The 24950-nt window shown below is 60.7% G+C and carries 22 protein-coding genes and 2 pseudogenes; 14 read left to right on the forward strand and 10 right to left on the reverse strand.

What is annotated here, in order from left to right:
* Genes tagF through tssJ form a run of 5 tightly spaced genes read right to left on the reverse strand, consistent with a single transcriptional unit; the run spans position 1 to position 7551 of the window.
* Positions 1-708 (reverse strand): type VI secretion system-associated protein TagF, encoded by a 708-nt coding sequence (gene tagF, locus ACSQ20_RS20925; protein WP_436023829.1) that lies wholly within the window; start codon positions 706-708, stop codon positions 1-3.
* Positions 690-4334 carry a type VI secretion system membrane subunit TssM gene (gene tssM, locus ACSQ20_RS20930; protein WP_436023831.1) on the reverse strand — a complete coding sequence of 1215 codons (3645 nt, stop codon included), beginning with the start codon at positions 4332-4334 and terminating at the stop codon, positions 690-692. The genes tagF and tssM overlap by 19 nt, the downstream gene beginning before the upstream one ends.
* Positions 4331-5662, reverse strand: coding sequence for a DotU family type VI secretion system protein (locus ACSQ20_RS20935; protein ID WP_436023833.1), 1332 nt, complete (start codon positions 5660-5662; stop codon positions 4331-4333). Before ACSQ20_RS20935 ends, tssM begins: the two co-directional genes overlap by 4 nt.
* Positions 5663-5674: 12 nt before the next feature.
* Positions 5675-7042, reverse strand: coding sequence for a type VI secretion system baseplate subunit TssK (tssK, locus tag ACSQ20_RS20940; RefSeq protein ID WP_436023835.1), 1368 nt, complete (start codon positions 7040-7042; stop codon positions 5675-5677).
* Entirely contained in the window at positions 7039-7551 is a 513-nt protein-coding gene (tssJ, locus tag ACSQ20_RS20945) for a type VI secretion system lipoprotein TssJ (RefSeq protein ID WP_436023837.1), read from the reverse strand. The genes tssK and tssJ overlap by 4 nt, the downstream gene beginning before the upstream one ends.
* A gap of 511 nt (positions 7552-8062) precedes the next feature.
* On the opposite strand from tssJ, the gene ACSQ20_RS20950 reads away from it, so the two are divergent.
* From ACSQ20_RS20950 to ACSQ20_RS20965, 4 genes are read left to right on the forward strand one after another with little or no spacing between them, the layout of a single operon-like run.
* Positions 8063-8476 carry a TssQ family T6SS-associated lipoprotein gene (locus ACSQ20_RS20950; protein ID WP_436023839.1) on the forward strand — a complete coding sequence of 138 codons (414 nt, stop codon included), beginning with the start codon at positions 8063-8065 and terminating at the stop codon, positions 8474-8476.
* 48 nt (positions 8477-8524) lie between these two features.
* The gene (gene tagH / locus ACSQ20_RS20955; protein ID WP_436023841.1) at positions 8525-9862 is read left to right on the forward strand and encodes a type VI secretion system-associated FHA domain protein TagH; all 1338 of its coding nucleotides are present in this window, start codon (positions 8525-8527) and stop codon (positions 9860-9862) included.
* Positions 9863-9875: 13 nt separating this feature from the next.
* On the forward strand, positions 9876-10652 hold the full coding sequence (locus ACSQ20_RS20960) for a PP2C family protein-serine/threonine phosphatase (RefSeq protein ID WP_436023844.1): 777 nt from the start codon (positions 9876-9878) through the stop codon (positions 10650-10652).
* Between the two features lie 37 nt (positions 10653-10689).
* Positions 10690-11388, forward strand: coding sequence for a hypothetical protein (locus ACSQ20_RS20965; protein ID WP_436023846.1), 699 nt, complete (start codon positions 10690-10692; stop codon positions 11386-11388).
* Positions 11389-11711: 323 nt separating this feature from the next.
* On the opposite strand, the pseudogene ACSQ20_RS20970 reads toward ACSQ20_RS20965, so the two are convergent.
* A pseudogene (locus tag ACSQ20_RS20970) lies at positions 11712-12489 on the reverse strand (DDE-type integrase/transposase/recombinase); the annotation flags it as partial.
* Between ACSQ20_RS20970 and ACSQ20_RS20975 the strand changes: the two are divergent.
* Both ACSQ20_RS20975 and ACSQ20_RS20980 read left to right on the forward strand, forming a co-directional pair.
* Positions 12398-12727: pseudogene (locus tag ACSQ20_RS20975) on the forward strand (cytochrome P450); the annotation flags it as partial. The pseudogenes ACSQ20_RS20970 and ACSQ20_RS20975 sit on opposite strands and share 92 nt — an antisense overlap.
* Positions 12728-12797: 70 nt before the next feature.
* Positions 12798-13103: a cytochrome P450 gene (locus tag ACSQ20_RS20980; RefSeq protein WP_436023848.1), complete on the forward strand. Its 306-nt coding sequence runs from the start codon at positions 12798-12800 to the stop codon at positions 13101-13103.
* Here the strand turns inward: ACSQ20_RS20980 and ACSQ20_RS20985 are convergent.
* Complete coding sequence (locus ACSQ20_RS20985) at positions 12992-13246, reverse strand: hypothetical protein (RefSeq protein ID WP_436025923.1); 255 nt, start codon at positions 13244-13246, stop codon at positions 12992-12994. The two genes, ACSQ20_RS20980 and ACSQ20_RS20985, sit on opposite strands and share 112 nt — an antisense overlap.
* A gap of 703 nt (positions 13247-13949) precedes the next feature.
* Between ACSQ20_RS20985 and ACSQ20_RS20990 the strand changes: the two genes are divergently transcribed.
* From ACSQ20_RS20990 to ACSQ20_RS21025, 8 genes are all read left to right on the forward strand, one after another.
* Positions 13950-14906 carry a fatty acid desaturase gene (locus tag ACSQ20_RS20990; protein WP_436025775.1) on the forward strand — a complete coding sequence of 319 codons (957 nt, stop codon included), beginning with the start codon at positions 13950-13952 and terminating at the stop codon, positions 14904-14906.
* 1275 nt (positions 14907-16181) lie between these two features.
* Positions 16182-17075, forward strand: a complete 894-nt coding sequence (sapR, locus tag ACSQ20_RS20995; RefSeq protein ID WP_436023850.1) for a sap1 transcriptional regulator SapR — start codon at positions 16182-16184, stop codon at positions 17073-17075.
* 15 nt (positions 17076-17090) lie between these two features.
* Entirely contained in the window at positions 17091-17654 is a 564-nt protein-coding gene (gene ddpX / locus ACSQ20_RS21000; RefSeq protein ID WP_436023852.1) for a D-alanyl-D-alanine dipeptidase, read from the forward strand.
* 52 nt (positions 17655-17706) lie between these two features.
* Positions 17707-19308: an ABC transporter substrate-binding protein gene (locus ACSQ20_RS21005; RefSeq protein WP_436023854.1), complete on the forward strand. Its 1602-nt coding sequence runs from the start codon at positions 17707-17709 to the stop codon at positions 19306-19308.
* A gap of 11 nt (positions 19309-19319) precedes the next feature.
* Complete coding sequence (locus ACSQ20_RS21010) at positions 19320-20402, forward strand: ABC transporter permease (protein WP_436025777.1); 1083 nt, start codon at positions 19320-19322, stop codon at positions 20400-20402.
* 38 nt (positions 20403-20440) lie between these two features.
* On the forward strand, positions 20441-21379 hold the full coding sequence (nikC, locus tag ACSQ20_RS21015) for a nickel transporter permease (RefSeq protein ID WP_436023856.1): 939 nt from the start codon (positions 20441-20443) through the stop codon (positions 21377-21379).
* Positions 21380-22270 carry an ABC transporter ATP-binding protein gene (locus ACSQ20_RS21020; protein WP_436023858.1) on the forward strand — a complete coding sequence of 297 codons (891 nt, stop codon included), beginning with the start codon at positions 21380-21382 and terminating at the stop codon, positions 22268-22270. It abuts the gene before it with no gap.
* Positions 22267-23052: an ABC transporter ATP-binding protein gene (locus ACSQ20_RS21025; protein WP_436023860.1), complete on the forward strand. Its 786-nt coding sequence runs from the start codon at positions 22267-22269 to the stop codon at positions 23050-23052. The genes ACSQ20_RS21020 and ACSQ20_RS21025 overlap by 4 nt, the downstream gene beginning before the upstream one ends.
* Before the next feature lie 18 nt (positions 23053-23070).
* Here ACSQ20_RS21025 and ACSQ20_RS21030 read toward each other — a convergent pair whose 3' ends face one another.
* The 3 genes from ACSQ20_RS21030 to cobM all read right to left on the reverse strand — a co-directional run bounded on the left by ACSQ20_RS21030 (position 23071) and on the right by cobM (position 24921).
* On the reverse strand, positions 23071-23586 hold the full coding sequence (locus tag ACSQ20_RS21030) for a DUF1697 domain-containing protein (RefSeq protein ID WP_436023862.1): 516 nt from the start codon (positions 23584-23586) through the stop codon (positions 23071-23073).
* 28 nt (positions 23587-23614) lie between these two features.
* Complete coding sequence (locus ACSQ20_RS21035) at positions 23615-24127, reverse strand: N-acetyltransferase family protein (protein ID WP_436025779.1); 513 nt, start codon at positions 24125-24127, stop codon at positions 23615-23617.
* Between the two features lie 68 nt (positions 24128-24195).
* Entirely contained in the window at positions 24196-24921 is a 726-nt protein-coding gene (gene cobM, locus ACSQ20_RS21040; RefSeq protein ID WP_436023864.1) for a precorrin-4 C(11)-methyltransferase, read from the reverse strand.
* Between the last annotated feature and the right edge of the window lie 29 nt (positions 24922-24950).

Consider the following 24950-nt stretch of genomic DNA (forward strand, 5'->3'; position numbering starts at 1 on the left):
TCATGCTCCACGCTCGGCGCCGAACAATTTAACGAACAGCCGGCTGTCCGGCACGCCGGTATGCGAATGAGCGCGCGGCGCCGTGCCGCCTGCACGGTGGGTCCACCAGAAGCTCGTCGCGCCATGCGGATCGAAGTACTGCGAAAGCCCGGGCCACTCGGCATTTCCGGTGGTCAGCGGTTCGCCCGGCGCACCGTTCGAAGCTGCGCAACCCGAGGTGTCGCTGAAGTCGCACGAAAGCAAGGCGACCTGCGCGAGCACCCGCTCCAGTTGTGCGGGCGCATATCCACTGCGAATCGCCTCGAGCAACGCCTCGCCGGTCTGCTGGTAGAACGCATGCGCCATGTCGGGCAGCCCACGCCAGTAGCCGGCGGTGCGAATCGGCAACGTCACGACGAGCGGGTAGCGACGTCCCACTCGATCGAAGCTCGGCCCTAAACAGCCCGCCTGAATGCAGGCAGCACCGGCACCGGCTGGAATCAGAAAACTCCAGATTGGTGCCATGGCGTAATGACGCTCGAACTCGTCGCGGCCGCGCTCGTGCATCGCAGCCAAGCCCTGCTGCATCCAGTGCGACCACCAATCGGCCAGCGCGTGCGTTAGTCCGCCGCTGACGAAATCTCCGGCACCCGGTACTTTTCCGTACCACGCAAGCGAGCTGTCCGGGTCATTAAATTGCGCCGCGTTCGTCATGATTTCGTGGGGCATGCAAACGACTCCATCTGTGGCAGCCGCAGCGGATTGCGCACACTGCCTGCAGTGACCTGCAGCGCCACGTGTTTTCCGTCGATAGCGAAGGTCGCCACCATCTGCTCAGGACCCTGACCAGGCGATATCGCCGCGTGATCGAACAATCGGTGCAGCGCCCACGGCCCTTCCGTGGTAAAGCCATGCGTCGCGCCCGTCTCGTCCTGCATCTGCAGTCTCACCTGGCCACTACCGCGCGTGCCGGGCCACTGCACTGCCGTCGCGGTCAACGGGCCATGGGCATAGCGAAGGATCTGCCCGTCGACATCGAGCGTCATCTCCGAAACCGACGGGTCCAGCTCGAGCGGTTTGATCTCGATTTTCAATTGCGCCGTGTGCACGCCGCCCGCAAAGTATGCATCCCGGATCGCTGCCGCCTTTTCGAACGATGCGAGTAACGGCGAGGCCGACGCGTCATCGGTCCGGTTGATGAAACGCCACGGTCGCGAAGCGGTATCGACGAGCCCCGCCAAGTTCTTCTGAAAGAACGCGTCCATCGTGCCGCCCGGCGCGAACAACTGCGCGAAGTCCGCGGGCGCGACATCGCGCGCCAAACCGCGTGCGAACGGGTAGCGTCCCGCAATGGCCTGGCGACAGAATTCACCGATGTCGGCGCCAGCTCGCCGGGCGGCATCGCGCTGCTCGACGCCGGCGATGTTGCCGGTGGCGACATTCGACACATCGACCAGCATTTCGCGAAATGGCGTCGGCATGCGGCCCGCTTCGGCACGCAGCCGGTCAGGAACATCCGATTGCGCCGGGGACGCGCCGCCGCGCAACGCATCGTCGGTCGCGGTGAGGTACGCGTACAACGCGTCAATCGTCTTGAGCGCGGCGTCCAGCGGTGTTCCCGCCTGCTCTGTCTTCTCGTCGGACGCCGGAGCGAGCGCTCTCAAGCCCGCAAAATGCCGATCGACGATCGACTCCGGGTTCGAGGGCTCGGCCGCCACGCGCGAATCGCCATCGGACCCCTTCGAGAAAATCTGCGCCAGTTCGCCTCGCGCTTCGTCGATCTTGTCCTGCGCACGTGCCTCCTTGCCGCGCCGGGCGTCGCTGGACGACATGTCGCCGAGCCACGTTTCACTGGCAAGCGCACGGCTCAATCGGGTCAAGGGCGAGTCTTGCGAGGACAACACACGTGCGATCTGAACGCTTTGCTGCAGTGTCGTACTGCGCTGCAGCCGGACGTCGGCCAGATACCCGTCCCAGATCCTAATGAAATCGTTCAGAAAGAGTTGGCGGATATTGCTTACCCACGCCGCGGCATCCGCTGCGGTCGGGACCTCTGACGCCCCGAGATTGAGCACCCAGACCTCCTCACTACCATATGCATTCACTGCATCGGGAAGACGCGGGCAGAATACCGTCCGGTAGCCCTCGCGCGTGTAAAGACCAGGAACGCCGTCGCGAAGGCTTTTGCCGCTCTCGCGCCGAAACACGAACGAGGCATCGGGGCCGACCGCTTGCGCGACATTGAAATCGTATGCGGCGCTGCTGGCACGCAGCGTGCGCACGAGCCCGCCATAGAGGCGCTGAGCAAACGGAATCTGGCGCAAACGCTCGCGCACGCTCGTAACGAGCCGCTCGTTCATCGGAAATGGCGATGCCGCGATGCGCTCGCCAAACAGCGAGGCCAGATGTGCGCGCAGTTCGGCACGCCGCTCGGGCAGCAGCGAAGCGGAAAGCGATCGCTCCATTTCGAGGTCTGCTACCGCTTGCACGAAGGCGGGGTCGTAGTGGGCGCCGTCGTAGAGCATCAAGTAGGCTTTCAGCGCGGCGTACGCATACTCGTTGTCCTCCGGCGGCGCATCGCGCAACGCCGTTTCCATCTGACGCGCGATTGCTGGAAGCAAAACATCGTCAAGTGCGCGCCGATATGCGCTGTCGGTTGAATCGGCGATTTTCTCGCCTTGAAACAGTCCCCAACGGGACCCGAGTGGCGGGTGAGCAAGATCCAGCCCTTGCGCCTCGGGCAACTCGCGCAATGCATTCAGCAGCGGTAGCAATTGTGCGATATTGGTCCCGTCGCCAGGTTTCGCACGGTCGATCTGTGCCTGGACGCCGAGCAGACGAGCCGCGACCGCGTCCAGGTAGCCCCGGTTGCGTTCATAGCTGCGCACCCATGCGGCCAGAACCACGACGAACGCCACAGCGAGCAATACATGACCCGCAACGCGAATCGCATGCTTTCGTCTCAGCCAGCGCAGATTGCTGCCGGCGAGCGAAGCTTCGCCAAAGATGTGCTCTTGAAGCAACGCATGCAGAAAGAAACTGCGCCCGGTCGCGCCAGCCTGCGCGACCGCCGGCACGCCTTCAATTTTCAGATAGCGCTTGATGCCGCTCATCACGCGGTCGAACGCAGTGCCTTCCTGAGTCCCGCTGGTCAGGTACACGCCTCGCAACGCCGGCATGGGCTCGAAGCTCGACACCGAAAACACTTCGGACACGAACTGCCCTAGCAGATCCTGCATATCGGCAAACTGCTGCGGCAACAGATACGCCAGCTCGCGATGGCGCGCGTCGCTCTGGGCCGCCAGCAATTCGGGCAGCGCGTCATTGAGACGTCGATGCAATCGTTCGTACTCCTGATCGAACGCGGCGCGCAAGGCGAATCCCGGAGCAGCGCTTTCGCTCAGCTTGAACGTGAAACCCCAAACCTGCGCGCGTTCGACACGACCGAAAGCGGAAAAATATTCAGTGAACCCGGCCAGCAAATCGGCCTTGGTCACGAGCAGATACACCGGAAATTCGATCCCTAGCTGCGCCCGCAATTCCTGCAGGCGCTTGCGCAAGATCATGGCATGCTGCGTGCGCTCGACTTCCGATGCAACCAGCAAATCGGCCACGCTGACCGTCAAGATCGCGCCATTGAGCGGCTGGCGTGCGCGATATTTTTTCAAGAGCGCAACGAAGCCTTTCCACTCGGCCTCATCTTCTTTGCGGTTGCTTTCATGCGTGGTGTAACGACCGGCCGTATCGATCAGGACAGCGTCGTTCGTGAACCACCAGTCGCAGTGCCGCGTGCCGCCCACGCCACGAATCGCGGCCCGGCCGAACTGCTCCGCAAGCGGAAAGCCCAGCCCGGAATTGACCAGCGCCGTCGTCTTGCCCGAGCCCGGTGCGCCGATGAAGACGTACCACGGCAGCTGATACAGATACTGACGAGACATCTGATCGAACCACTTCGACAACCCAGCCCGCACTGGCTCGTGCGCGCGAAAGCGGGTCTCTTTCAGCAACGCGACAGCTTCGTCGAAGCGGCCGCGAAGCTCGTCCAGTTGCGGCTGAACCGGACTACTCGCCGGCGGATCGTCGTCGGCATTGCCGCTCAACCTGCTCAGCAGGCGTGTGTTCAGGCGGCTCGCACGCCAACTGCGCCACGCGATATGGGCGGCCCAGATCACGAACAGTGCGAGAATCGTCAGCGCACGCGCTCCCGCACTGTCGAGCGGGCGATAGTTTGCGAACGCTAGTAATGGACCCGCAAGCCAGACGAAGATGCACAGCGCGCAGACACCGACGAACGTCAATGCCTCGCGCCGCTGCAACGGTCGAACGAGGCGGGCGGGAAGATCGCTCGTGCTCACCTTGCCTCCCCGGCCGACTGCGCCGCCCCTGTTGCGGGTGCGAGATTCAGCGTAATTTCGACGCGTCGGTTGCGTGCGCGGTTCGCGGCTGTATCGTTCGGCGTCACCGGATCCATCGCGCCCCGTCCCTCGGCCGATAGCCGATCGGGTCTCGCAAACCGCGCGGCCAGCAGGCCGCGGACAGCTTCCGCCCGCTCGCGGGACAGGTCCCAGTTGGACGCGAAGCGAACCGTATGCACGGGCACGTCGTCGGTATAGCCCGTCACGCGGACAATCCCGTCAACGCCGTTCAACGCATCGCTGATGCGCGTCAGAACCGGCAGATATCGATCGATCACGGAAACGGAGCCTGACTCGAAAAGACCGTCGCCGCGCAGCGTGACCACACTGCGATCGGCTTCGTCGCGCACGGTCACCAGCCCCGCTTTGATTTCGGGCTCGAGAAACGTCGTCAAGCGCGGCGCGGGCGCAGGACGCGGCGCTGATTGCGTCGGTTTCAGGCGCGGCAGGCGCAGGGCATCGATTGCGACAAACAGTTGGTCGGAGTGGCTCGCGAGATTCAAGCGCAAACCAATGAAGATGCCGAACGCGATCAGCAGCACAAGGACGGCGGCAACCCACGGCGGCACGAGGCCGCGCTGAGTTACGCTGCGCGTCACCGTATCGCGCCAATGCAGCGACAAGGCAGAATCGAACTCGCCGCGCATCGAGCGAACCGTTTGCGCGAGCCGATGCCTCAACGACTCCAGCTGCGCGCGTCCGTTGTCTAGGATGCGGTAGCGTCCTTCGAAACCCAAGGCGAGACAAAAGTAGAGCAATTCGAGCAGATCCAAATGCTGACGAGGATTGTGCGACAACCGGTCGAGCAACTGAAAGAACTTTTCTCCGCCCCATGTTTCGTTATGAAACAGCACCAGCAGACTATGGGCAGACCAGACGCTGCCGCCCCACGGTGTCAGCGCCGCGGCTTCGTCTAGCGCGGTGCACAGGCAATAGCGCGCTCCGACGATCGACTCGGCAGACGCGCCCGCCTCTTGCGCGCGCGCTTCGAATTGACGGATCTCCGCAACTAGATGCTCACGCAGCCAGGTCGGATTCGGATGGTGCACGGTGGAGCGGATCTGGGGTAGCAGATTCAGCAGCGGATTGGCTGCGGCAACGAGCGGATTGCTGCCGCTTGCGGCCCACGGACCATTCGTCGGCAACGGCGCGGCCGGGCCGGCTGGCGGGTGGACAAGCGGCGGTTGCGCGCTGCCCTGGTCGGCAGCGTCGGGTTCGGTCAAGCCGTCGCCCATGCCCGGCGTAAGCGAATCGGACGAGTTCATCATAGTCTCCCGCTGCTAGCCACGTATTGCCCAGAGCTCCATCGAAAGCCCCGGAAATTCGCCGGCCAGATGGAATGCCAGCCCGCCGGAACGTTCGAGTTGCTTCCAGAGTTCGCCGCCTTTGTCGATCTCGAAGTAAGTGCGACCGGCGTGATAGGGGATCTGGCGCGGTGCGACGGACATCGGCCGCATCCCGATGCCCGGCAACTGCAACTGCACGAGATCGCGGATGCGCTCGGCAGGGCCGAGCTTCGCCTGTGCCGGAAAATGCGAAATCAGGCTTTCCGACGGCACGTCGGCATGCACCGCGAGCACAAAACCGGCATCGTTGCGCAGCGCCGGGTCGGCAATCACCGCTAACCGCATGCCATTGCCGGCATCACGCAGCTCGATCTGAAGAGCGTTCTGCTCGAGCACGGTGGACAGCGATCGGCGTAATTCGGCAACCAGCTCGCCAAAGCTGGCCTGCAGATCGTCATGCAGATAGACGGGCAGTACATTGGGCCGCCGGTTGGAAGCGGTGAAGGTGCTGAGGTCGCAAGCAAGCTTGAGCCAATCGCAAAAGAGCGCCTCCGGATGCACGGTGACGTCCTGCTGCGTGTGCCACGTGAGCGCGAGATATCGATTGACCAACTGCAGCAAAAGAAAATCGGCCACTTCCGATACGCCGCCCCTGCCCGGCTGAGCAAGACGATCGGCGAGGGCCTCGCTGCGTTGGGCGAGTAGTGCGTGCACTTCCCGCGCGTAACGCAGCAAGATCGGATCTCGTCTGGCGACGAGTCGCGGAGGAATGTAGGTATCGTCGAGGAGCAACTGCCCGTCGGCGCGGCGTTCCGTGACGCGGATCACACCGAGCGTGTGCCAGTCGCCGGTCAATTGAGACTCCAGCATCAGCCGCGCATTCAGACGCCCGGTCTGGATCAATGCAGGCCCGAGAGCGACGGCGTTCACATCTTCGATCTCGTGTTCGCGCACCACGAGCCGGGCAAGCCCGGCATCATCCTCGGCAAACGACACCTCCTCGCCCCCGCTTCGCCACACCGGCAAAGCCAGCGTGACGAGTTGATCCTTCGCATCGCCGAGGATATCGAGCGCCGACGGACGATCGTCCGCGTGAGCAAAGTCGAACGGCGTGCCATCCCGCATCACACCGGATGCGGTGAGCAACGCGACCTTGCCTAGAGCAAGCAGTTCGCGGTCCACTTCCAGACGGTCGAAACCCCAGAAGAATCCTTGCAGCGGCAGGCAGCGCAAACGGACGTAGTGCTCCCAATGCCGCTCCAATTGCTGAAAATGCTGTGGCCGCAGGAACATTCCCTCAGTCCACACCACGCGATGACGCAACGCCGACGAAGGCGTTGATGACAATGGCGGTTCGTTCATTGGCTTGCCTGCGAATCGTTGGCGAATGCAATGCCGTCATCCCGGACCAGAATCGCCAGCTTCATCCCGCGCGGCGACATGCGCCAGAACGAGTGCCTGGTCGAGGACAGCGGTACCGCAAGCCTCCAGCGTGTCTTGTCGATGAGTCGATACTCGGCTATCACGCCGATCGCGTGAGCATCGGGACTGCCCGCGGAATGGAGCGTGCGCGTATCGCCCGGCCGCAGAATCATCCGGTCCACGCCGATCAGGTCGGATCCGAGCGCACTTTCCGGCCTGTCTTGCAGCATGAAGAAATCGGCACGCCCGAACGAAGACGCCGTCTTGAGCTGAAACACCTTCAAAACGATCGGTGAAGGGATTTTGTTTGAACCCTGATTGACATCGAACGCGACGTCAAACGTAATCGAATAGGGTATCGACTGCGCGCGCTCGGCCGCACCGCATCCGGATAAAATCGATAAGCACCATATCGCACCTAAAGCCAGCTTGAAATTCAGCCACCTCATCTTCGTGCCCTTACAATTCACAAAACCGAAAATTTCTCTCTCCGGAACCGAATCCGCAAGAAAACCGCGCAACGAAACAGCAGATCAAATCCATCAAATGGCTTAATCGCTTGAAGACGCAACCACCCTCGCAAATCACTTGATTTCTGGCCATACCACGGCGGCCCGAAGACCAATGCCAGCGCAGTCCCGTTTGCGAAAGGGCTCTTGAATGGGCAATACCAGACCGACCAATGCCTTATGTGCCGGCTCACCAAGTCAATCGATGAAAAACGAGAAAGAGGGGTGCATCAATGCGCATAATAATCAAGATTCTCCGAAAAAACGGAGTGAACTATACAAGCCGAATTTCGAATACGCAAGCGATTATCCGCCCGTTAAATAAAATGCATATTTTCTGTATTGACGCTCACGTTGAAACAAAAAGTAACAGCCATACCACCTATGCCATCATCGCGAACTAGAATCACCATGCGTTACCATGCACCGCATTCAAATCATTCATTTTGCGATGAGAACTTCAAACGAAAACCGAAGTTGCTACTTTTATATTTTTTATTTTTTGTTTGCGCTCCTCTTCTGCGTAATCGGCGGCTGCCACACCGTTTCGCCGGAGCAAGCGCATGCGCGCGCCACGGTCGATGCCGCCCAAGCCGCATACGACGCGGGAGATTACTCACGCACGATCGCCCTGCTCACCCGTTCGCGTGCGCTCGACGATGCAGCTCCCGACACGCAGATCGCCGCGCACAAGCTCGCCGCGTTCACATACTGCATAACGAATCGCATCACCCTGTGCCGCGCCGAGTTCGTGAAGATCCTCGATCTGAACCCGCGCTTCGACCTGCTTCCCGCGGAGAAAGGACACCCCATCTGGGGTCCAGTGTTCGAGACCGCGCAACGCCGACACAAGTCGCCTTCGTAAGCGAGCATGGCCTCGTCTGAATGCTTCCTTGATAGAACGACGCACCACATGCAACTGACTGTTATCGAACACGCCGGTCAACCCATAGCTCATGGCGCCGATATGACCGTCATCTTTCGTCCGCCGGGCGGCACGATCGGGCGCGCCAGCGAAAACGATCTGGTGCTGCAAGACGACACTCGGCAGATCTCGCGATTGCAAGCGCTGCTGCAAATCGGAGAAGAAGCCTGTTCGCTCAAGAATCTGAGCAGCGTGTCCACCATCGAAGTCAATCGCGTTCCAATCAGATATGCGCAGGCCCAGCTTCTCAAGGCGGGCGATCTCATCCGCATCGGGACTTATGTGCTGCGCGCCGATCTCGAGTGCGCGGCCGGTATGCCTCGCAGCGCCTCGCACGGTCAGTTGGAAAGACCCGTTGAAAATCGGATGGAGAACGAGGCACGCGTCCCAACAAGCGGGCTCGAATCGGACGAACGACTTGCGGCGGCGCCGGATCCGGGCGCATTGCCGCCGTTGTCCGTCGACCCGCTCGATCTGTTCGAATCGCCGCAAAGCGATATCGGTTCCTATCCGGGAGCACCTGGCGAAGCGCCCACGCGAAAGTCACCGCTGCCGTCATCCCCCTATCGGGAGGCTATGCCGCTGGCGCAGTTCAACCATGTGCCCGATTGGGCAAGCCACATCCGGCTGCAGTCTGCGGTCTCCGAAACGCCTCCTTCGCCTGGCACCTGTCCGTCGCCCGCCGAAAGCAAGCCGACAAGCGAGCGCAGCGGCGAACCGACAACATCGGATGCGCTCGTGCGTGCCTTTTTTGAGGGTGCCGGGATCGATATGGCAGGGCAGCCGCGCCAATGGACCGCCGAGCAGTCATTTATCGCCGGCCAGTTGCTGGCGCTGTTCGCAAACGGCACGGTCGAGTTGCTTTCATCGCGCAATATCCTAAAGCGTGAAGTGAAGGCCGACATGACGATGCTGCTGGACCGCGAAAATAATCCGCTCAAGCTGCTGCCCGACGGCGGCGCCGTGCTGAAGCAGATGCTGGGTCTGCCGTTTCCTGGCTTCATGTCGCCTCAAAGTGCCGTAAGCGACGCATTTCAAGACCTGCATGCGCATCAGATCGGCATGGTGTCGGGCATGCGCGCCGCGCTGACCGACCTGCTCGCGCGCTTTTCGCCGCAGCGGTTGTCCAAACGAAATCCTGCGCCGCGCTGGTACGAGCGTTACCTGCCGCCGCTTTACAAGGCGCGAATGTGGGACTGCTTTGCAGCCGATCATCGCAATGCGATGTGTGCAATCGAGGACGACTTCGCCTCTGTCTTCGGCAAGGCGTTTCTCGATGCTTACGACTTGCAGGTAGCCAATTATCGTGGACGGTCCCACACTTGATCCGTGCGATTGCATGAAGATCACGCACGCTCAATTTTCGAACACCGGCAACAGAGCGGCCAATCAGGATGCGGTGGGATATGTCGCCGGCAGCGAAGATCACGCTTGTTTCGTGATCAGCGACGGCATCGGCGGCACACGAGGCGGCGAACTTGCATCGCGGCTTGCGGTGACCACCGTTCTCGCCAATGTCGGCAACGAAACGATGGCGTCCGACGAGGCGCTGCAAACATCTGTGACCGCGGCTAACGATGCCATTCTCGCTCGGCAACGATGCGACGCCGAGCACCGCGATATGGCTGCGACGATCGTTGCACTGCTGATCGATCGGCGTCGGCGCGCAGCGAGGTGGGCACATGTCGGCGACAGCCGTTTGTATATGTTTCGCCGCGGGCTTTTGATTGAGCGGACGCGAGATCACAGCCTCGCCGAGCAACTTGCCGTTGCGGGTTTGCAGCACGATGGCGTTCGGTCCAATTTGCTATCCCGCGCGCTCGGCACGAGAGACGATGCGATGCCCCATGTGAGCACCTCGTATTCGATTCATGACGGTGACGTGTTCCTGCTTTGCTCCGACGGGCTGTGGCAACTAGTTTCGGATGAGGTCATGGAGCGTTGTCTGCGGCTCGTCCATACCGTTGATGACTGGCTCGCATTGATCGCTCGGGAAGCGGAGGAGCGCGCAAAGCGTTGCGTGCACGTCGACAACTATTCGGCGCTGGCGGTCTGGCTCGGCAATCCGGAGCGTGTCACGTTGATCGCGATGCCATCTCGGTCCGCGAGCGCCTGAAGCGGATTTCAACCTCCCTCCCTCGGATGTCGACGCCATGATGAAAGCCAAGATGATGGTCCTGAACAGCTCGATCGGCACGATTCAATCTACCGGCGGCTCGGGCCAGAGCCAAGCCGGACACGAATTCGCGTATGTTGCGCAATTGAGCGTTGCGCCGCGCTCGCTCGGCTCGCTATCGGGAGAGGGGATAGACTGTCCTGAACTTCAATGGCTCGAAAGGATCGAATGGCACGAGTTTGATCCGACGTCGAACTCATGGATCGATCGCGGCGAAGTGAGCAAAGACATGTACGCGGCGCGTCCAACCTCGAACACATTCGCCGCCTGGAACAGATTTCGCTACGGCCTTGCGACGACCGCGCCGAACGCTCCGCCGGCTCTCGCTGCCATCAGAGACGAAAAGGAAGCAAAACACTGGATTGCGCGCCATGGATTCACCTGGAATCTGATTATCATCGATCCGCCCGCCATGGCCTTGCGCGGAGGCGGTCACGGCGGCGGCGGCGAAAGCCTGGTGATCGGGCCGAGCAGACGCCGCGTGATCCATTTCGACATCGGGTTCACGGGAGGGGGACCACGCGTGCAGGCGACTCAGATCCTCGAGACGTTGCACGGCAATCTGACGATCCAGAAATTCGTCACCCGCGCCATGACGAAGGCTGAAGCGGGCGATGCCACCAATCTCCAGCGCTGGCGTAGTCAGCTAGCCGCGCCTCAGAACTGGGCCGCGTGAGAACTCATCGTATTCTCCGTCGGGGGTGCGAACCATGGTTCGCGGTTCGCGGTTCGCGGTTCGCGGTTCGCGGTTCGCGGTTCGCGGTTCGCGGTTCGCGGTTCGCGGTTCGCGGTTCGCGGTTCGCGGAAGATGCGAACCAACGATCCGGTCGAGGTTCATGACGACAAAACGTTGGGTGAGACGGCCCAGCACCACGTCAATTCTGGCAACTACTCGGAAGCGCTTGAAAAGGGCTTTGTTTGACAGGGTAGGCGCCGCATTTGGTTGCGTACGCAACTATCTATTTTTAACGCAAACAGGCCTGCCGAACGAATTCCACCACGGTAGCGCGTGGCGTGAACCCGTTCGTTCTTCAAGCTGTTAAAGAAGCTTTCCGTCGGGGCATTGTCCCAACAATTTCCTTTCCGGCTCATTGAGCAACGCATGCCATAGCTGACCAGCTTGCGCTGGAATTCATGGCTCTCGTACTGGCTGCCCCTATCCGAATGGCACAGCGCGCTCGGTGCAGGACGACGACGGAACCAAGCCATCGTCAGCGCGTCTGTCATGAGATCCGTCGTCATGCGCGGCTTGATCGGCCAGCCACCACTTCGGAAAGCCGCGTTCACGGATTTCCTCGGTCATGCGCGGCGAGTCATAGGCGCCCTTGACCGCGGCGTGCACCGTCCGAATCAGCGTCAGCAATTGGGGGTCCGTCAGTCGCGCTCGTCCCGGCGTGCCGCCGCGCTTCCACGCGCGATAACCGTTCACACTAACCGACAACACCCAGCACAGCGAGGACAGCGGATATTGCCCGACCTACCGGTCGATCCAGGCATACCTCACAGCAGGTCCTTCGCGAAGTATGCCGCGCTTTTTTGCGATCTCAAGCTCCATTTGCAGGCGCTTGTTTTCTGCCCGCAGACGCGAGAGCTCCATTTGCTCCGGCGTCACCGGCTTCGCTTCAGCTCCATTCAGCTTGCCCGATGCCTCGGCCTTTACCCAGTTGCGCAGCGTTTGCGCCGACATGCCCAAACGGGCTCCCAATGACGACGAACCTCGCGATCTGTTCGACCTGTTATGCGCCGCACGCGACCCCGAGGGTGGCGCGGCGTTCAATCGGGCCGAATTGCGGGACCAGGTTGGCACGATGATCGTGGCCGGCCATGAGACATCGGCGCTCACGCTGTTCTGGTCGATCTATCTACTTGCCAGCGCCCCCGCGGAACAGGAAGCGGTCGCTGCGGAAGTACGCGATGTCGATTTGAGTTCGGCTGCCGCGGGCAAGGCGTTGGACGCGCTGCCATACACGAGGGCGGTGATCAACGAAGCGCTGCGCCTTTACCCTCCGGCGTGGATGCTGGTGCGTCGGTGCGTCGAGCCGGATCAGATAGACGAGTTGATCATCAGGCGGGGTCACGCATGTCATGATCAGTCCGTGGGTGCTGCACCGCCATCGCCGGCTTTGGCAGAATCCGGATGCATTCGATCCTTCGCGCTTTTTGCCCAACGCACCGGCAGCACCCCAGTTCGCCTACCTACCATTCGGCACAGGGCCGCGAGTATGCATAGGCGCACAGTTCGCGCTCGCTGAGGCGACGCTCGTGATTGCGCGTTTGCTTCAATCATTTTTCGTTGAGCTTGCGGACAGTAGGCCGGTGCGCCCAAGGGCAATCATGACGACCGCGCCAGAGCACGCGGTGCCATTTCGGCTGAAGCCGAGAAAGCGATGAGTGGTGACACGCTCGAGCGCTTTCAGCGCATCTGGACCGCAGATGCGTGCGCCGCCGAGATGCGGCGCCACGGCGGCATCCTCGATCGAGAGACCAACCGTTTCTCGCGCCCAAAGCGGAATGTCAGGGTTGATGGTTGGCATGTCGTTCTTGGCGTGGGCCGCCCCCGAGGGTCGGTATGGCTATTGTTGGCCAAGCCCATCGCGGAGTTCCTTCTCGAACGCAGTAGCCGGTTCCCTTTGCGAGGCAGTCCGAGCAGGTGAATTTCCTCCAGCAAGCATATGCGGATGAGCGTAGATTCGTCGCATCCTGCCATGAACTCCTGCGCCACCGTTTTCGTTATTTCGGCTTTCTTTCCGGATCTTCGGAGTCACTTACAGAGTGAAAGGGGCAGACACAACTCGGCCTCGCGTTCCACGATATCCAGACTGTCGGTGCCCAGGCTCTGTCATGGCGGACGGGTGATCGACTGTATCGTCGCGGTCCGCTCGGCGACCTCGTTCGCACGTCGCCAATGCAGCTTAGCTCGACAAATCCCCACCGAAAATGAAGCGATTTCGTAAACGTGCAATGGAGGCTGTGCAGTAGAGCACGTGTGTCCAACGCACAACCATAGCGGGTTCGCCGCTACGGAAATCACTTCGCTCGCCCCTCCTCGAAGCATCGACATAAACGATAGGCTCCGCTCAACATTAATTGCGTATGCCGGAGGCTGCGATGACACAAGGCGATGCATGCATTGGCGCGATCGGCGGCCGAGTAGCCGCTGAGCCCCTCCCGGTCAGCGGCGCGTCCATTTACTTCGACGAACTGCAGCGCCAAACGCTTCATACTTTGCGAAGGTCCTTGACGTGGCGAACCGAATGGCCAACGTGGCTGCTGCTTGGAGCCGTCTACGGCGCATGGTTCGGCATCGCAATTCACGCGCGAAGCCTGGGGCTTCCGCTAACCGCTTCGTTACTGTCCGTCATAAGCGCGTGGTACATGTCGCTGCAGCATGAACTGATTCATGGGCATCCCACCCGCCTGCCCTGGCTAAACGCGCTGCTTGGTTACGCGCCGCTTGCTGTGTGGTTTCCGTACGAGATCTATCGACGCTCGCATCTCGCACATCACGCTGCATCAGAACTGACCCATCCCGAACTCGATCCGGAAAGCCTCTTCGTCAGCGCAGCCGATTGGCAGCGGACCAATCTGCTTATGCGGACGCTGTTCGTCGTTCGCAGCACCTTTGTGGGTCACGTCCTGATCGGGCCGGCATTCAGTCTCATCTCGACCGCGCAAGATAGTTGGCGCAGGATCAGCAATGGCGACTTTGCGGAGGCGTCGATATGGGTCGTACATTTTCTGACGCTTGCCAAGCTCGCTGCCTGGCTCAAGGTGATTTGCGGCATTCCTGTTCCGCTCTTGATCGGTGGCGTCGGATATCCGGCTTTGTGCATTGCATCGATTCGTTCGTTTCGGGAACATCGCTATCATCAGGACCCAGCTTGCAGAACGGTCGTCAACCATGCGGCATTGCCCTGGCGGCTGCTATTCCTTAACAATAATTTTCATGCGGTTCATCACCACCTTCCAGGGGTGCCATGGTACGCATTGGGGGTTGTCTATCAAAGCCGCGCCGATGCGTATCAGCGGCGCAACGGCGGATACGTGGTAGACGGCTACCGGCAATGGCTGCGGCAGCTTGCGTTCAAGCCGCGGTCGACCTTGGTCCATCCGTCGACCTGGATCGATCGTCCATCGCCCCCATCAGCAGGCTTACGAAATCGCGTCGCGCGCGTTAGCGAATCACCCGGTTAAAGTAATCGATCACATAGCGAGTGCCGCAATGATTGGAGGAGACACCGCAGCGTGCACGGCGCATTTGGCGTTGCCTATGGGGCTGCTCTGCTTCGCTCTGCGAAAAATTCATCATGCAAGCTGCTTCTCTTCCGCATCATCGCGCAAGACGTTGTCAACTTGCCGAGAGTAAGACGAAACGCCGGCAGGTAACAGTAGGTCGGATTCGCATCGACGTCGGCCAGCACCGGGCGATCGCAGTGGAAGATCTCGTCATGCAGTTTCACGCGAATGCCCGAGAGGTTATGGCTTTTTTTGCACAACTGTTCCGCTGCGCCTCAAACCTCGTTTTCTATCGGCTCGCGCGATCAGCATCGATGTGCCGCAGCGCCATCTCCGGTCACGTGAAGCGAGGGGTAAAAGCCGCTCGTCTTTGGCCGCAGGACGTTCCCTGCGCCACTCGACTGCGCTTCCGATGAACGCTTGAGCCAAAGTGCGGTTGCCAGACCGCTCAGATCGAAACGTCGCGCGGAGAAGTTGGTCGCAGGGTCTGTTTTACCCACCGCTGCATCCGCCGCAGCCTGAGACTCGTCTTCGCTATGGCCGTCTCTCCGATAACCTTCTGCTACAAAGTTTCGAATTTTGTTCACTTCGCCGACGACACCACCGAATTCACTGCCGTCGCCAGAACTCGTGCGGACGCCACTGCGGTTGACACGAGTAACATGTCGAAGATGCGTCGCCTCGCGACCGCGCTTCGGCCGAGCGGTTTGCATATGGCGTCGAATGAAGCAGGAACAACGCCGCGATTGCAATTCCCGACGCCCCGCGCCTTGCCTGAGGACAAAGTCTGCATTCGCCGCGATCCCTTCGCAGAGCGGGGCGTCGAACGAAAACCGGCCTCTTCCATGTCTCGGGTGCGTTCGCGCATTGGTCTTCGGTAAACAGAGATTCGGCTAATAAGCCACCTTGAAGGTCGGCGAATCTTCGGGCCGGCTTTTCCGCCGGTCGTAGATGCGGGTGGTGGCGAGCCTCGTCACATCGCACGCGAGCACGTCCGAAAATATGGACACGCTCCACAGGCTTAAGTAAGTGCCTTTCGAGTTAGACGTCGACTCTCGAATGGCGCGAACATTTCGCGGCTGCCACGAAAGAATGCGCCCGCTCAGTTACTTCGTTAGTAGTCCTATCGATTTTATGAATCCATAGTTTCTTTTAGCTGGCGCCAATTTTTTTGGCTTCGTTAGATAGATGACAAGCACGCACCATAAGACAACTATCTAACATTTGCCGCCGATGTCGTCCACCTTCGCCCAGACTGTCGAAGCCCGCTTTGCCGAATTGACGCCCACGGGCAAGCGCATCGCGAGCTACATGCTCGCGAATCTGGATCGGCTGGGCCTTGAAACGGCGGATCAAATCGCACAGCAAACGGGCGCAAGCGGTATTTCGGTAGGTCGCTTCTTGCGCTGTGTCGGCTATCGGAATCTCGACGATCTCAAACGCGAGCTGCGCGGCAGCAGCGAGCGTCCCTGGATGATCACCGACCGTCTCGATGCCTATCGTCGCAACGCCGGTGCGGGTGCCTTCGTGCCCGTTGGGTCAGACGGAGAACACCATGCAACAATCGCGCTCGAACACGCGCTCGAATGCGAACTGGACGCCATTCGACATGTCTATCGGCTCGCCGAGAGCCCCGCTTTCGCGCAAGTAGCCGAACGCATCGCGCAGGCGGACGCCGTCTTCATCCTCGGCATTCAGTCGACGCGCGGCATCAGCAACGCGTTCCACAGCTACCTCGAATACTTGCGTCCGCGCGTGTTCTATTCGGACGGAATGTCCGGCTCGTATATCGATTCACTCAATTCCGAATTCGCCGCCCCCTACTGCATCGTCACCGATACGCGCGCGTACTCGCGCGTGGCGCGTCAATACTGTGCGGCCGCACTCGAACGCAACGTGCGCTTTGCATTGGTCACCGATCTTTACTGCCCGTGGGCACGCGACATTCCATGCGATCTGCTCCAGGTAAAAACGGACGTCGGTCAGTTCTGGGATTCGCTCGCGCCGCTCACCTGTTTATTCAATCTGCTGATTACGGCTGTCGTCGATCGGCTCGGTACCGCGATCGACGAACGCATTGCGCGTAACCGCGAGCTGCAACACGAGCTGAATCAGTTCGAGCCTTAACATACTGTTCGTACCATGACCACCCACCGCCTCGTCGAAATCACGTCACACACACATGATGTTGAAATCGATCTCGTCTATGCTACCGAGCGCAATCTGACCGGCCGGCCGATCTATCGGCGTGCGCACTGCCTGCTGCTCGAGCCGGCGGAAAGCGCGCTGCGCCGGGCCGTCGCCATCGCCGCGCAAATCGGCACACGGCTTCGCATCTACGACGCGTATCGTCCACCGCAGGCGCAACAGGTATTGTGGGACTTTCTGCCGGACCCCAACTTCGTCGCAGACCTCGGCCGTGGCTCGAATCACAGCCGCGGCACAGCCGTCGACCTGACACTCGTCGGCCGCGACGGCAATGTGCTGGACATGGGTACCGGGTTCGACGAAATGGTCGCCACATCGAATCATTTTCATGAAGGTTTGCCGGAGCACGTTCAGCGTAATCGGCTGATGCTGCTGGGCGTCATGCATGCCGCCGGCTTCACCCATATCCCGAGCGAATGGTGGCATTACGAATTGCCGAGCTCGCGGGCACTGCCTCAAATCGACAACGAAGCGAGTGGCCCATGGCGCCTGATGTGAGCATTGCAGTTGCACGATGAGGTTTTTTGATTTTTCAATCGATGGAGCGCGAATGAAACCCTTGTTGCCCAAGCTCGCCGCGGCGCTGGTCGCCGCATTTGTTGTAGCCGCCATGCCGGCATACAACGCACAGGCCGCCACGCCGAAAGACATGCTCGTGATGGCCACGCTGCTCGACGAATTCACGACGCTCGATCCGGGCGAAGTCTATGAGCTCGTGCCCGAGGAATATGTCGCGAACACCTATGACCGGCTTATCCGGGTCGATCTGGCCGATCCATCGAAGTTCAACGGCGATGTCGCGCAGTCGTGGACGGTGAGCCCCGATGGCCTGACCTTCACGTTCAAATTGCGGGCGGGCCTCAAGTTCCATTCGGGCAACCCGCTCACCGCCAACGATGCGGCCTGGTCGATTCAACGTACCGTCCTGCTCGATAAAGGTCCTGCCGCCGTGCTCACCGGCATCGGACTCACCAAGGCGAACGTGCTCGACAAGGTCAAGAAGATCGACGACACGACACTCTCGGTCACGACCGATCAGAAGTACGCCCCGACGTTCGTGCTGAACGTGCTGGGCTCGTGGCCCGCATCGGTGCTCGACAAGAAGTTGCTGCTGTCGCATCAGCAAGGCAATGACTTCGGCAACGGCTGGCTCAAGACAAACGAAGCCGGTTCGGGCGCCTACAAGCTCGTCAAGTGGACCGCCGGCGACAGCATCGTGCTGCAGCGCTTCGACGGCTACCGCTTACCCCTTGCGATGAAGCGTATCGTGCTGCGTCATGTGCCTGAAGCGGCAAGCCAGCGTTTGTTGCTCGAAAATGGTGACGTCGATGTAGCGCGCGATCTGAGCCCCGACGATCTCGCTGCGGTCGTCAAAAGCGGCAAAGCGAAGGTGATGCCATCGCCACAAGTGACATTGCTTTATATGGGTCTCAATCAGAAGAACCCGACGCTCGCAAAGCCCGAGGTGCAAGAAGCACTGAAATGGCTCGTCGATTACAGCGGGATTCAAACCAATATCGTCAAGACGACCTATAAGGTTCATCAAGCGTTCCTGCCCGAGGGGTTCCTCGGCGCGCTGAACACCAACCCCTATCACCTCGATGTCGCCAAGGCGAAGGCGTTGCTTGCGAAAGCTGGCGTGCCGAACGGTTTTTCGGTGACGATGGATGTGCGCAACGACTATCCTTATACGGAAATCGCGCAAGCCATTCAGGCCAACTTCGCGCAGGCAGGCGTCAAAGTGCAATTGATTCCGGGGGACAACAAGCAGACGCTCGCCAAGTACCGCGCGCGCCAGCACGATATTTACATCGGTGAGTGGTCGGCCGACTACATCGATCCGCACAGCAATGCGCAAGGTTACGCATGGAACCCCGATAACTCCGACAAATCGAGCTACAAAATGCTCGCATGGCGCAACGATTGGGATATTCCGAAAATCACGAAAGAAACCGAGCAGGCGCTGTCGGAGCCGTCAGCTGCAAAACGGGCGCAACGCTATGAGGCGATGCAAAAAGAACTGCTAGCCAATTCACCGTTCGTCATCATGTTCCAGAAAGTCGCACAGGTCGCGACGAAGCCCGGCCTGAGCGGCCTCGAGGTGGGGCCAATCAACGATCTTGTGTCGTACCGCAACCTCAAGAAGCAATGACACAGTCCATCATGTCGGCACCTGTTTCGTCGTCATCGTCATCGTTCGAAGCACTGCGCACGCTGCCGGCTCGCCGGCCCAGTGTGCGCTGGACGTTGCGCGTGATACGTTGGGCGCTCACACTCGCTGTTACGTTTGCGGGCCTGCTTGCGCTCACGTTCGTCATCGGCCGTAAGGTGCCGATCGACCCGGTGCTCGCTGTACTCGGCGATCGCGCGTCAGCTCAGGCATACGCTGCCGAACGCATCGCGCTCGGGCTCGACAAGCCGCTGCTCACGCAATTTCTGATCTATGCGCGCGACGTGCTGCATGGCAACCTCGGCATCTCGCTGTTGAGCGCCAATCCTGTGCTCGATGACATCAAGCGCGTTTTTCCGGCCACGCTGGAGCTCGCCACCCTTGCGACGCTGATCGGTGTCGCCATCGGTGTGCCGCTCGGCGTGGTGGCCGCCGTGCGACACAATCGGCCAGTCGATCATCTCGCCCGCTTCATCGGGCTCATCGGCAACTCGGTGCCGGTGTTCTGGCTCGGTCTGATGGGGCTGTTGCTCTTTTATGCCAAGCTGCATTGGGTCAGCGGGCCCGGCAGGCTCGATCCGCTCTACGACGGCATGGTCGACGCGCGCACGGGCAGCCTGCTCGTCGATGCCACACTTGCCGGCGAGTGGGACGTATTGCGTAACGCGCTTTCGCACATCGCGCTGCCCGCCGCCATCCTCGGTTATTACTCCGTCGCCTGTCTGAGCCGCATGACGCGTTCGTTCATGCTCGATCAACTGACACAGGAATATATCGTCACCGCGCGTGCAAAAGGGCTTTCCGAAACGCGTGTGATCTGGCGCCACGCGTTTGGCAACATCGCCGTGCCGCTGTTGACGATCATCGCGCTGACCTACAGCAATCTGCTCGAAGGGTCGGTGCTGACGGAAATCGTATTTGCCTGGCCCGGCATCGGATCCTATCTGACCGGCGCGCTGCTCAATGCGGATATGAATGCGGTGCTCGGCAGCACGCTCATCATCGGCATCATGTTCATCACCGTCAACCTGCTGACCGATGCGCTTTATCGCGTGTTCGATCCGCGTGCCCGCTGATTCCGGCGGAATTTTCACTTTGCGAGCGCATTTTCGCCATGGCTTCATCTCCTGATCGTCCGAGCCTGTCTTCGCGCGCGTCGATGCGCGCGTGGCTGCTCGTCGACGCACCGCAGTCCCGCTCGCAAGCCTCGCTCGGCCTCGCTTACCGGCGTTGGTGCCGCTTTGCCGGCAACCCACTGAACATGATCGGCTTCGCCATTTTGCTCACGCTCGTAATCGTGGCAATCGCAAGCCCGCTCATCATGCCGCATGATCCGCTGCGTCAAGTGCTAGCCGATCGCCTGCTGCCGCCCGGCAGCGCTTCGCATTGGCTCGGCACCGATCAGCTCGGCCGCGACATTCTTTCTCGCCTCGTCGCCGGTTCGCGTCTGACGCTTGGCATTGCGATTCTCGTGGTATTGATCGTCGTGCCTATCGGCTTGCTGATCGGTACCACGGCCGGCTTTTGCCGCGGTGCTGTCGATACCATTCTGATGCGCATTACCGACATCGCCCTCGCCTTTCCGAAGATTGTCCTTGCACTCGCATTCGCTGCCGCGCTGGGCCCGGGCGTCATCAACGCGGTCGTGGCCATCTCGATCACAGCGTGGCCTGCTTACGCACGTCTTGCACGCGCAGAAACGCTGCGGATCGCCGAGGCGGATTTCATCCACGCGGCACGGCTGCAAGGCGCCTCCGAACTGCGCATCCTGTTGCGTTACGTGATGCCGCTTTGCATGTCCTCGGTCATCGTGCGCGCCACGCTCGACATGGCGGGCATTGTTCTTACTGTCGCTGGCCTCGGCTTTCTCGGGCTCGGTGCGCAGCCGCCCAGCCCTGAATGGGGATTCATGGTGGCCTCGGGCCGCAACGTGCTGCTCGACGCATGGTGGGTCGCCACGCTGCCCGGCGGCGCTATTCTGCTCGTGAGTCTCGCATTCAACCTGCTCGGCGACGGTCTGCGCGACGTCTTCGACCCGCGCCACGGAGATTGAATGGCTACCCCTACTTCGATCACTACCGCTCCCCCCGCCACGCCTCTGTGCGAAATTGAAGGGCTGCGCATCGGCTTTCGCGGCCACGACGGACGCATCACAGAAGCAGTGCGCGATCTTTCGCTGACGCTCGCGCCCGGTGAACGGCTTGGCATCGTCGGCGAATCAGGTTCCGGAAAATCACTGACCGGGCGCGCATTGCTTGGCCTGCTGCCGTCGGGTGCGCAATGGGGCGCTCGCAAGATGCGGTTTGCCGGTCGCGATCTGATTTCGCTTTCCGCCCGTGAACGGCGACGGCTATGCGGCGCGGAAATGGGCATGATTTTGCAGGACCCGAAATACTCGCTCAATCCGGTCATGACCGTATCGAGCCAGATGGCCGAGGCATTGCGCCGGCATGAACCGAAGCTGCGCGCCAAGGCGCTACGCGAGCGGATCATCGAAGCGCTCGTCGCGGTCGAGATTCGCGACCCCGAGCGTGTCGCCGACGCCTATCCGCACGAACTGTCGGGCGGCATGGGGCAACGTGTGATGATCGCGATGATGGTATCCACCGGGCCGCGCCTGTTGATTGCAGATGAACCGACCTCGGCACTCGATGTCGCCGTCGCGATGCAGGTGCTCGGCGTGCTCGATGCGATGATTGCGCGACATGGCGCCGGTTTGATGTTCATCAGCCACGATCTGCCACTGGTGATGTCGTTTTGCGACCGTGTCGCCGTGATGTACGCAGGGCGTGTAGTCGAGACATGCGCAGCGGCGGATCTCGTGCATGCGTCGCACCCCTACACGCGCGGGCTGCTCGCGGCCAATCCGCCGCTCATTGATCCGCCCGAGGAACTGCCGGTACTGCCACGCGATCCCGTCTGGCTCAACGAGGTCATCCGATGATCGAAGTCCGCGACGTATCGATTCGTTTCCCCACCCGCTCAGGCCACGTAGACGCCGTACGCGGCGCGAGCTTTGCTATCGATCGTGGCGAAGCATTCGGGCTCGTCGGTGAATCCGGCTCGGGAAAGTCCACGCTGCTGCGCGCGCTGACCGGCGTCGTGCCGCTGGCAAGCGGTGCGATGTCGATCGATGAGCGGCCGGTGGCCGGCAAGCTCGACCGGACGTTTCGGCGCGACGTGCAGATGGTGTTTCAGGACCCGTACGCGTCGCTGCACCCTCGATTCACGGTCGACGAAACCTTACGCGAGCCGCTGGCCATTCATCGGATGGCGAATGCCGACGAGCGAATCGCACGCGCACTTGCCGAAGTCGGCCTGAGCCCATCGTTTCGTTTTCGCTATCCGCATCAGTTATCGGGTGGACAACGACAGCGTGTTGCGATCGCCCGCGCGCTGATTCTCGAACCGCGGGTGTTATTGCTCGACGAGCCGACATCCGCGCTCGACGTGTCCGTGCAAGCGGAGATTTTGAATCTATTGCGCAGACTGCATCGCCAACGAGGGCTCACGATGATACTCGTCAGCCACAATATCGCGGTGGTCGGCTTCCTGTGTCAGCGCGTGGCAGTGATGCGAAACGGCGAGCTCGTCGAGCAATTGACGATCGAAGATGTACGCGCCGAGCGCGTCGCAAGCAACTACACGCGCAACTTGCTGCGCGCCACGCAGGGCTATCGGCGCGACGTTGCGGCCGCTATCGCTAGCACTATCGCTGACGAATAAGCCTGACGGTGATTCGTTTCATGCGGCTGCGCACTTTCTGATGGTGTCCCAGGTGCGCGTCGTGACGTTCTTGCCGAACGTCTTTTCGATCAATGCCATGAAGACCGGGCCGCGCGGCCCGGGCACGTAAACGCTGAATGCCTCGCGGCCGTTGAATGCGAGGATGCGCGCGTCGTGGAGTTCGATCGGCAGTGCAACACGTAGCGCATGCGGTTCGCGCAAAAACGTCACCACGCGTTTGCCGTTGCTCGGCAGATCGAATGCCGTGAAAGGGTCCGCAGCGAGAAGATCGTTCAGCTCGGCAACGGGACGAACAATCGTAAAGAATGTGCGCCCTAACTGCTCCATCATGGCCGCTTCCACTTTTCGCTCGATCGTCGCAATGGCTGTCGCGCGCGTCGTGAAAACGACATTACCACTCGACAATAGCGTTCGCACGTCCTTGAAACCAGCGACTTGCATGCACTGTTTCAATTCAGGCATCTTCGCGTTCATCGGGCTGACGCCCCGTAAGAATGCAACGTAGCGTGGCATGTGTTTTCCTGATTAGCTGCGGCGGCCGCTATCGTAACTGCAGACACATATGAAGTTCGTCGTGCAATCGACCGTCCGCGAGTAACGCGTTTGGCTCTTGCCCGAACGGCTCAAACCCCAATGAACGATACAACCGGATCGCACGCTCATTGCTCGCCGTCACCGCTAAATTCACTTGCGAAACGCCGGGCATCGCTCGGGCCAGGTCGATGGCTTCTTGCATCAGCATTCTGCCGATGCCCGATGCTCGCTGACCCGGCACCACGTACATGCCCCAGGCAAATGCTTTGTGCGATCGTTTGCGCTTCGTTTCCCGCAGGAGCCCAACCACGCCCACCAATTCTTCACCGACAAGCGCCCCAAAAACGCCGTGCTCGGGAGCGACCTCTAATCGCGCTTCGATAATCGCCAAATCGAGATCTTTTTCTTCTTCGTAGCTCGAAGCGAAAGAAGCGGGTGCCTCGATAAGCGCGTTCAGCCGCAGCGATTGGAACGATGGCGCATCACCAGGCGTAAGTCGTCGGATGGTAATCATCTGCATGTAATCCAAGGGGCCGCTAATAAAGCCACATTCAATCACATTTCGTCCAACCCATAAGGTCGCGCGCGCTACGCCTTCGCGTATAGCGAGGAATCGGCGAACCCGTCCGCCGTCAGCACGCGGCCAACCAGAATCAAGGCCGTGCGTTCGATGTCGGTTCGACTGACCTTCTCGACGATATCGGCGAGCGTACCCGTCACACGCTCTTCATCGGGCCAACTGGCCCGATAAACGACGGCGATCGGACCATCGGCACCGTAATGCGGCAGCAATTCGTCGACGATGCGCGCCAAATGCCGCACGCCGAGATGAATCGCCATCGTCGCGCCGTGACGCGCGAGGTCGGCAAGCCGCTCGCCTTCGGGCATCGCCGTCTTCGTGGCGTAGCGCGTCAGAATCAGCGTCTGCGAAATATTCGGCAACGTCAGTTCGCAGCCGAGGGAGGCGGCACAGGCGGCTGTCGCGGTCACTCCCGGCACGATTTCGTATGGAATACCGAGCGCACGAATGCGGCGAATCTGCTCGCCAATCGCACCGTAAAGCGACGGGTCGCCCGAATGGACGCGCGCGACGTCCTGCCCGGCGAGGTGCGCTTGTTCGAGCAGCGCAACGATTGCGTCGAGATCGAGCTCCGCGGTGTTGACGATACGCTCGGCGATATTGCCCTCCAGCACCGCGGCCGGCACGAGCGAGCCCGCGTAGAGGATAACGGGGCAGCGACGTACAAGGCGCTGGCCTTTTACCGTGATGAGTTCAGGATCGCCAGGGCCGGCGCCGATAAAAAAAACTGTCATCGAATTGAGGACACCTAATTAATTTATTC

The sequence above is a fragment of the Trinickia sp. LjRoot230 genome (genome assembly GCF_964253315.1).
In the GTDB taxonomy this organism is placed as follows: domain Bacteria; phylum Pseudomonadota; class Gammaproteobacteria; order Burkholderiales; family Burkholderiaceae; genus Trinickia.